Below are 9276 nucleotides of genomic sequence, written 5' to 3'. Positions count from 1 at the left end.
CCTCAGGCGCGCCTTTCCTCCTCAGCGTCGGCAGTGCGCCGCGCGGGACCAGGGGGAGTGAGCCGTCCTGCGGGAAGTACAGAGCCCGGATCCCGGCCGCGGACCGGTCACGGTCACCACTACCAGCATGCTGATCCACAAAATCCTCCATCACATAAACCCAACCCGCCACCGAGCCCCTTCAAAACAGCCGCCAGAGCAGGCGGCACCCCGGCCGCCGCCCCACCCCCCGTCACCACCACCCGCACCCCCTCCAGGGACCCAGAAACACACAGTTTCTCACCCCCAGCGGACGACAGGCAGACGGGAGTTGACCGACGATGGTGAGGGTGGCCTGGGCGCCGCCGACGCACGCGGCCCGGCACGCGGCAGGCAGCAGTCTCACCACGTGGTCGACGCCGCCCAGCAGCTCGGGATCGGGGATGCCGCAATCGGCGGCCAGACGGGTGCTGCGATGTACCGCCTACATGACAGTACGCAACCTGAGGATCTACCGCTTCATGACAGCCACCCATCCGGAAGGCACCACCACGTACCAGCAGCCAGCCATCGCCATAGGCTAGAGACCTGCGCGAACATGGTTCTCCTGATTAACCGTCACTGTCATACGCTCGATGACACGAAGCCGACACATCACAGCCGGGCCCCAGGGATGTCAGGCCGCGGCATGACCGGGACCACAGGTGTGGTGCACGGGGCCTTGCGCAAGATTCACCCGACGGGAGGCCGTCCAGTGTTCAGGGGCGCCGGCCCAGGCGCTCACGGATCGCGCGCCGTTCGGCTTCTTCGCGGGCGAGGGACTGCCGGTGGACTTCGGGGTCACGGTGGGTCTCGATGGCCTGGCGCACGATCGTGGCCAGGATGTCGGGCGGCAGGGCCTCGGCCTGGGTGGTGGCGGTGCCGGAGAAGGAACGCCGGTCGGTCGCCTTCGGCGGGGCGGTCGGCAGGTTGTAGGTGGCGATCTGCCCGGAGGTGACCGCGACCCGCTCGACGTCCACCACAGCGCCTGCGGCCTCGGCGAACGCGATCACGTCCTCGGCGAGCAAGCAAAACAGGTGCTCACCACTCGCGTCGTAGTCGCCGATGCTTCTCCGGGGTGGCTTTGTAGGTGAGTTTCAGGAACGTCTGGTGCTCAGCGGCGGGAACACCTGGTTCCACGGGAGAGTGATGTCGCTGAGTTCTGGAAACACCTCGGTGCTTGCTTCGGGACCATGGTTGTGCTCTGCACGACGAGGGGGCCGGGGTGTTGCCGAAGTCCAAGGTCGATCTGTACGCGGCGATCCGCCGTGATGCCAGGACTGGTATGGCGACGCGCGCGCTCATGCGGAAGTACGGCGTTGGCTATGAGACCGTGCAGCGGGCTCTGGTGTCGGCCCTGCCGGAGCCGCGCAAGAAGATGAGGCCGCGGGCGACGCGCCTGGATCCCTACAAGCCGGTGATCGACGCCATTCTGAAGGCGGATCTGACCGCGCCGCGGAAGCAGCGGCACACGGTCAAGCGGATCTACGACCGGCTTCTCGACGAGCATGACGCCGTCGACATCTCCTACCAGATGGTCCGCACTTACGTCGCCGAACGCCGTGGGGAAATCCGTCTCCAGGCTGGCAAGGGGGTGGTCGACGCGTTCGTCCCGCAGACCCACCGGCCAGGAGCCGAGGCCGAGGTCGACTTCGGAGACGTCACCATCAAGTTGGCCGGCAAGCTGGTGACCTGCTACCTGTTTGCCTTCCGGCTGTCGTACTCGGGCAAGGCCGTCCACCGCATCTTCGCCTCGGCAGGGCAGGAGGCGTTCTTCGAAGGCCACGTCCACGCTCTCAACGTGCTGGGCGGAGTGCCGACCGGGAAGGTCCGCTACGACAACCTTAGGGCCGCCGTCGACCAGGTGCTGGGCCTCTCACGTCGCAGGATCGAAGCCGAACGCTGGACTGCCTTCCGCTCGCACTATGTCCATGTTCCCGTGGGTTCCCGCCGCCTCCCAACTGCGTCGACGACCTCGATGGCTGCTTGATCTGGGGCTTCCGGCCTCCTGGACACGATCGGGTGATTGCTGCTCGTTTCTCAGAAATCCTGAAGTCTCCTCGGCTGTCATGGCGGAGTCGCTGGATAGCTGAAGAGGAGGAACGGGATGGCACTGGCCGTCGTGCGCGATCTGCGGCCGGAGCTCCGGCTGGAGACTTCCGAGGAGGTCGCGGCCTTCGAGCAGGATCTGCTGGCTGAGTTCGTTCTTGCCCGGGCCTCTGCCGGAGTTCTCGACGACACCATCCGCGGTGACGTCGGCCCCGTTCTCGCGCTGCGGGAATGGTTCGGTCGGCCTCTGTGGGAGATGGAGGCCCAGGACCTCGACCGGTACTTCGGGCGGCACCGCCGTGACTCAGCCTCGGGCACCAAGGTCCGCCAGGCAGCGGCCTTCGCCGTGTTCTTTGAGTTCCTCGAACTACGGCACAAGGCCGGCATCCACGCGGCCACCGGCTTCGTCGTCGAGTCCCCGCTGGATGAGATGAACCGGCCCCGCGGTGGCACCTCCGCGAGGCTGCGGATCCCGCCGCCGGAAGCGGAGGTCACCGCGCTCTTCGGCGGCTGGCGGTGCGACATGGAAGAGGCACGCAAGTACGCTCCGGCCGCCCGGAACTACACCGCCTCGCGGCTGGCCAGCCTCATTGGACCGCGGATCTCGGAACTGTGCCTGCTGCGGATCGGCGACGTCCGATGGGACCTGGGGCGGTTCGGCAAGGTTCTCCTCAAGGGGAAGGGCAGCCAGGGCCGTGGCAAGAAGGAACGGCTCGTCCCACTCATCAACGGCTCCCGTGACCTGCTGGAATGGTGGATCACTGGGCCGCGCTGGGAGTTCGACGACAAGGTCAACGACCCTCGTGCACCGCTGTTTCCCTCGGAACGCAGATACGGCGACGGCTCCAGCAGGGCCGTGACCGACGACGCTCTGCGGACCGGCCTTGCCGAGGCGGTCGCCCGGCATCTTCCGCACCAGGTCGGCCAGCTCACACCGCATGTGCTGCGGCACTTCGCTGCTTCGGATCTCTACCGCAACGGCATGGACGTCGTTGTCATCCAGGAGATCCTCGGACACGAATGGCTCAACACGACCATGATCTACGTACACGTCGAGAAGTCCCACGTCGAAGATGCCTGGATCCGAGCGGGGCAACGGGCCACGACGCGATTCGGGGGTACATGCCGATGAAGTGGAACCTGCGGATGGTCGCCGCACAGCGCGACATCTGGAAGGCATCCGAACTCCAACGGATGCTGGCGGACGCCGGATTGGTGATCTCTGCCGGCAAGATGTCCCACCTGTGGTCCGGACGGCCACTGACCGTCCGCCTGGCCGACCTCGACATCATCTGCGAGGTGCTGGACTGCACGACCGCCGACCTCCTCGTCCCAGAAAAGACCGGCGTCCGGCAGGAGACCACGACGCTGGAGTCGGAGAAGCAGGTCGTCGGCGGCAGCCCGATCACCCATCAACGCCGGCCAGGCCGCTCGGGACCGCCGCTATGAGCACGACGCCCGTCCGGCGGTCACGACCCTGGGCCACCCGCAGCTGCCGAGACTGCTTTGGATGGGGCTGGATCGACCGCCCACGCTGCAAAGCATGCTGGGGCTTCACCTCGAAGGCCAACAGCTGGCACTGCGACGTCTGCGCACGTGAGGTCGCCGCGATGGACGGGATCTGCCGCCTCTGCCGCCGCCAGGGCAGCCTGATCGCCGGCCCGGACAACAAGACCCGCGTCGACCTGACAGTGGCGGCCCGCACCGGACACCAGCTCTTTATCATCGGCACCCTGCGACCACGCGGCGGCCCACTCCCACGGCCGGTTCCGCCGGAACCGAAACCACCGCGGCCGCACTGTGTCCCGGCCCGTTGGACGGAGTTGCTGCTGTTCGAGATGCCGCGCGACCTTCGCGGCGTCAGCAGCAAGGCCCCACCACTCGATCCTCAGCTGTTCGCATCCTTGAGTGCGCGGGCGGCCCGGATCGCGGAGCTGCGCGGCTGGCCGCCCCGGACTCTCGGCTCAGTGCGCCGCGGCATCCGCATTCTCTGCGCGGTTCACCGGCCGGAGGAGCGAATCCGGGCCTCGACGATCACCCAGCTCACCCACACGGCAGTGCCGGCCAACCACGTCCTGGAGGTATTCGAGGAGCTCGACGTCTTCCTCGACGACCGGCCCGACTCGCTCGACGCCTGGTGCGAGGAAAACCTGTCCTTCCTTGCAGCAGATGTCCGCACTGAGTTGGCGGTCTGGATCGACATCCTGCGGCACGGGACCCCTCGTCGCAGGCCACGTGCCCGAGCAACGGTCATCACCAACCTGAGGAGCATCCTGCCGTTCCTGACCGAGTACGCCGGTAGGTACACAACCCTGCGGCAGGCCACACGCGACGACATCACCAGCTGGCTCGCCGAACGGCCCCATCGTGCCTACGACGCCAGTGCCTTGCGGTCGCTGTTCGGCACCCTCAAGGCTGAGCGGCTGGTCTTCGCCAACCCGATGCGAGGAGTCAAGGGCGGCAAGCTGGCGATCAAGATCCCCTCGTCTCTTACTGCGGACGAGGTGAAGTCTGTGGCTCGCGCTGCATCGCAGGATCCGGCCGTTCGCGTGGTCGTGGCCTTGTCCGGCATCCATGCACTGCCCGCCCGCCAGATCCGCGCGATGCTGCTGGAGCAGGTGGACCTACCCGGCCGCCGGCTCGACCCCGGGGGTCTGAACCGTCCGCTGGACGACTACACCGCCGAGGCGATCGACGAGTATCTCGCCTATCGCCATCACCGCTGGCCGAACAGCACCAACCCACACCTGCTGGTCAGCCGGAACACAGCCACGACGACAACGGCAGTGGGCACGTTCTGGATGGACAGGCTGTTCAAGGACCTACCCGTGGGCGTCGACCGACTACGGCAGGACCGCATCCTGGAGGAGGCTCTGGCCAGTGGAGCGGATCCACTCCACCTCGCGCACGTGTTCTCACTCGGCGCCAAAACCAGCCTCCGCTACACGAACGCCGTCGCCGTCTCGGCCGCCGAGCACGAGTCCGTCCCTTGAGCTGACGGACCGCTTCCCGTGAGAGGCTGGGCGGCATGGGCGGGGCGTCGAATGGTGAGTTTTCCGGGAAGTTTTTGGCTGCGATCGAGGTCGGTGATGTCTGCAGCGGGATCGTGGCAGAGGTAACTCCACGAGGTGTGTCGGTGACCTTGGACGGATTTCCCGCGCGCCCTCTGGGGTTCGTGGGGCCGCTAGATCTGTCCTGGGTCCGGTTCTCGGCGGCGGAAGTTGAGGTAGGCGGCCGAATCACGGCTGAGGTGACCGCCATCGACCTGGAGCAAAGCCGAGCCTGGATGTCCATGGCCGCCACGGAGAACCCCGAGCTCTGGGCATTCCTGAAAAGCCTCCGTGCCGGCGAAACACTGACGGGCCAGATCGGGTCAATCGAGTCGTTCGGAGTCTTCGTCGCGCTGGACGAGGGCCCGGACCATCCGGTCTTTCCCGGCGTCGGGTTCATCACGATGCCTCAGCTGTCCTGGCGATACTTCGAGGCAGCTTCGGACGTCGTTCAGGTGGGACAGCGCGTTTCGTGCGAGTTCCTTCAGTTCGACACAACGAACGGAGAGGCCAGGCTGTCCCTGCGAGCGACGCAGCCCGACCCATTCCAGACCTTCGCCGAGACCACCAAGGTGGGCCAGACGCTGCAGGGACGGGTCACCAAGCTGGTCCCGTTCGGAGCGTTTGTACAGGTCACCGACGACATCGAGGGACTGGTCCATCTTCAAGAGCTCACCTGGACGCCTGTCGAGGCTCCAGAAGTGGTCGTTCAAGTCGGCGACGAGATCACGGTCGTCGTCACAGAGATCGACCGAGAGCAACGCAGGCTGGCCCTCTCCCGCCGACAGGCTTCTACGGCTCTGGAGTGACCTCTTTAGACCTCGCCGCAACCTGAAGCAAGCCCTGAACCACCGTCTTCGTTCCGGCAAACTGCTCTCCTGACACCGTGGGTTCGTCGCGACCACCCTTCAGAATTCGCGAACCCACGGAAGATCGGTCTGGATGCGCTCTACTGCCAGCCCGGCATCCGCGGCGCCCATGAGAAGGGCGGCGTCGAGGGCCAGATCGGCTGGTTCCGCCGCAACCACCTGGTCCCCGTCCCCGAAGTGGCCACGCTCGCCGAACTCAACGAGATGATCGACCGGTGGGACCAGCAGGACGATGCCCGCCGCATCCGCTCCCGCCCCCGCACGATCGGCGAGTACTTCGCGGCCGAGCGGCCGCTCTTGGCGCCGCTGCCGGAAGAACCGTTCGAGACAGGCCGGCTGTCGACACCACCAGTCGACCGCTACAGCCAGATCTGCGTCCGAATGAACCGCTACTCGGTCCCGGTCCGGCTGATCGGCCGAACCGTCCGAGTCATGCTCCACGCCTCCGAGCTCGTCGTCTACGACGGCCGCGAGGAAGTCGCCCGGCACGAGCGGCTCATCGCCCGCAACGAATCCCGCCTCGATCTCGACCACTACCTGGAAGCCTTGATCCGCAAGCCCGGTGCCTTGCCTGGCGCCACCGCTCTCGACCAGGCCCGGGCCGCCGGCCGGTTCACCCCCATACACGACGCCTGGTGGGATGCCGCTGTCAAAGCCCACGGCGAACGCAACGGCACCCGGGCTCTGATCGAAGTCCTCCTGCTCAGCCGCCACCTGCCCCACGAACACCTCGTCACCGGTCTTGCCGCGGCTCTGAAAACTGGCGCCCTCACCGCCGATGCCGTCGCACTGGAAGCCCGCAAGGCGGCCGACGCTGACACCGGGGCCGAGGAGCCACCACAGGCGACGACCACCGGCCAGTCCAGGGCGCCCTCTCTACCCGCGACTGTCCGCTCCCGTCTGCCACCCGACAAGCGGCCTCTGCCCTCCGTCGCCCATTACGACCAGCTCCTGCGGCTCCGTCGACCCGACCACCCCACCCCATGAAGAGGAGAACGCCGTGACCCTTCCCCGCCAGCGAGGACTCACCGAGCAGGCCGCCACCACGGCCGTCGACCAGGCATGCCGCATGCTCCGGCTGCCCACAATCCGCTCCCAGTTCCCCGAACTCGCCGAAACCGCCGGCCGCGAGCAGATGTCCTACCTCGGCTTCCTCGCCGAGCTCCTGCTGGCCGAGTGCGACGACCGGGCCCGCCGTCGTTCCGAGCGCCGCATCAAGGCCGCCGGCTTCCCTCGTGACAAGTCGCTTCGAAAGTTCGACTTCGACGCCAACCCGAACATCGACGCGGCCATGATCCACACTCTCGCCAAGTGTGAATGGATCAAGAAAGGGCTGCCCCTCTGCCTGATCGGCGACTCCGGCACCGGCAAGTCCCACCTGCTGATCGCGCTCGGCACCGAGGCCGCGATGGCCGGCTACCGGGTGAAGTACGTCTTGGCGACGAAGCTGGTCAACGAGCTGGTCGAGGCAGCCGACGAGAAGCAGCTGACCAAGACCATCGCCCGCTACGGCCGTGTCGACCTGCTCTGCATCGACGAGCTGGGTTACATGGAGCTCGATCGCCGGGGCGCTGAGCTCCTCTTCCAGGTCCTGACCGAACGAGAGGAGAAGAACAGCGTCGCCATCGCCTCGAACGAGTCGTTCTCCGGCTGGACCAAGACCTTCACCGACCCCCGCCTCTGCGCGGCCATCGTCGACCGCCTCACCTTCGGCGGCAACATCATCGAAACCGGCACCGACTCCTACCGCCTCGCCACCACCCGGGCCCGCGCCGAACAGCGGAACTCAGGCTGACCCCAACATGGGCAGCTCGATCGGCAGGAGTCTGGGGCGTGGTCAGCGATAGTCGTTGAGCCAGTCGCCCGGGATCAGGTCACGAACGCGGTCGATGGCTTCTGTCGTCCGACCACGGGCCAGGATGGCCGCGCCGTCGTCATCGCGCACAAGGACGTCTTGGCCCAGGAACCACCGGGTCTCCTCGCCAATGGGATACGTGGGGAACGGCAGTCGGACGAAGTTCGTCTCCAGTAGCTCGAGGCTGTCTTCGTCCGGGTCGAGGAAGTCGCAGAGCTCTTCATCGGCCTGCAGGGACTCGGACAGAGCAATCTCGACGAAGCAGAGGGAGAGACGCTCCAGCCACTCCTCCCATCGCTCGGCGCTCTTGTCGGCAAGGTCGAGCCGGATGAACACCGCAGGATCGTCATCCTGGAGGCTGTCGAGGAGGATGCCCCAGGATGCGGCTCCCTGGTTCTCGTGTCGGAAGACCAGGGCCTCCTTGGCATCATCGACATGTAGTTCTGCCGGGCCGAGCAGCACATCGTGGTTACTGGTGAGATCCCGTCGACGCCCGAACAGCACATACGCCTCACGCAACGCCGTCGGCAGCTGGAGACCCAGCCTCGCCTCGGCAGCGTCGAGATCAGCTTCCGTCCATCCATCACCGCTTCCCAGAGCGGCGCTGGCCCAGTGAGCGGCAAAGCCCTGGATGAAGGCCCATGCGCCACTGCGGCCTTCCACGCCTCTGGTGAGCGACGCGACAAGATCGAACCCTTGTGTCATGCCAGGACGATATCCGTCCCGCTCACCAGCCGTCCCCGCACCCCGACACGCCGACCAGGCGTTCCTGGAATCCGGCAACATTCTGGACCCGCTTGATCAACATCTGTTGCCCAGACTCTGCATCAAGCGTTCTCCAGTTACACCGACGAAGCCACTTCGTGGTCGACTCGGCGCCGTCCCTCCCGAACCGCGTGTGCCGCAGATAGGCATCCGCCACCGGCACCGGCCGCAGGTCCTCGTCGACCACCGTCCAGTACCGCGCGCCCGAGGGCATCCGTACCGGGAACGCTCGCATCCCAACTCCCATGTCGATCCGGGCTGTCCAAACGACGACAGCCACATGACCGACACGGGTAGAGGACCCGTTGCTCACCGGACCAAATGCCTACCTACCGCAACAGTGAGCCACACTCCCAAGACCCCCGGGGAAGCCGGGGAAGTGACGCGCACCGCGCGACCACCGAAACCGCCGCACCGGATGCACGTCCTCGAAGCGGGCCGTCACACAGTCCAGCAGGGGAAGCCGCAACTGCTCGCGCACGGCGCCCACGTACGACAACTCGACGTCCGCCCCCGCAGACTCCACCCTGACCGGAACAGCCATCCAGCACCCCCAGCCCGTTACCCCCCTACGACTAGGGTGCGTTTCAAAAGTGCTGGTCACAGCCATTCGTTGATGGCCGCGACCAGCACGGTCGCCTCGTAGCGGACCGCCAACTTGTCGTACCTT

The 9276-nt window shown here is 66.4% G+C and carries 9 protein-coding genes; 7 read left to right on the top strand and 2 right to left on the bottom strand.

Going from position 1 to position 9276, the window contains the following annotated elements; all coding sequences use genetic code 11:
• Positions 1-737: 737 nt before the first annotated feature.
• Positions 738-1046 carry a hypothetical protein gene (locus ACFC09_RS43260; protein WP_376538205.1) on the bottom strand — a complete coding sequence of 103 codons (309 nt, stop codon included), beginning with the start codon at positions 1044-1046 and terminating at the stop codon, positions 738-740.
• Positions 1047-1246: 200 nt separating this feature from the next.
• Here ACFC09_RS43260 and ACFC09_RS43255 point away from each other — a divergent pair, with 200 nt between their 5' ends.
• From ACFC09_RS43255 to istB, 7 genes are all read left to right on the top strand, one after another.
• Entirely contained in the window at positions 1247-2008 is a 762-nt protein-coding gene (locus ACFC09_RS43255; protein ID WP_376538203.1) for a hypothetical protein, read from the top strand.
• 117 nt (positions 2009-2125) lie between these two features.
• Complete coding sequence (locus ACFC09_RS43250) at positions 2126-3199, top strand: tyrosine-type recombinase/integrase (protein WP_376538201.1); 1074 nt, start codon at positions 2126-2128, stop codon at positions 3197-3199.
• Positions 3196-3516: a helix-turn-helix domain-containing protein gene (locus ACFC09_RS43245; RefSeq protein WP_376538199.1), complete on the top strand. Its 321-nt coding sequence runs from the start codon at positions 3196-3198 to the stop codon at positions 3514-3516. Before ACFC09_RS43250 ends, ACFC09_RS43245 begins: the two co-directional genes overlap by 4 nt.
• 161 nt (positions 3517-3677) lie before the next feature.
• Positions 3678-5060, top strand: a complete 1383-nt coding sequence (locus ACFC09_RS43240) for a hypothetical protein (protein WP_376538197.1) — start codon at positions 3678-3680, stop codon at positions 5058-5060.
• A gap of 35 nt (positions 5061-5095) precedes the next feature.
• The gene (locus ACFC09_RS43235) at positions 5096-5926 is read left to right on the top strand and encodes a S1 RNA-binding domain-containing protein (protein WP_376538195.1); all 831 of its coding nucleotides are present in this window, start codon (positions 5096-5098) and stop codon (positions 5924-5926) included.
• Between the two features lie 237 nt (positions 5927-6163).
• A complete protein-coding gene (locus ACFC09_RS43230) occupies positions 6164-6973 on the top strand; it encodes a hypothetical protein (protein ID WP_376538193.1) in 810 nt (269 codons plus the stop codon).
• A gap of 13 nt (positions 6974-6986) precedes the next feature.
• Positions 6987-7781, top strand: coding sequence for an IS21-like element helper ATPase IstB (istB, locus tag ACFC09_RS43225; protein ID WP_376538191.1), 795 nt, complete (start codon positions 6987-6989; stop codon positions 7779-7781).
• A gap of 42 nt (positions 7782-7823) precedes the next feature.
• On the opposite strand, the gene ACFC09_RS43220 is transcribed toward istB, so the two are convergent.
• Positions 7824-8546, bottom strand: coding sequence for an SMI1/KNR4 family protein (locus ACFC09_RS43220; protein ID WP_376538189.1), 723 nt, complete (start codon positions 8544-8546; stop codon positions 7824-7826).
• Positions 8547-9276 lie beyond the last annotated feature (730 nt).

It is taken from the genome of Streptomyces sp. NPDC056161 (assembly GCF_042268025.1).
Classification (GTDB): domain Bacteria; phylum Actinomycetota; class Actinomycetes; order Streptomycetales; family Streptomycetaceae; genus Streptomyces.
This window is presented reverse-complemented; position numbering and strand designations above follow the sequence as displayed.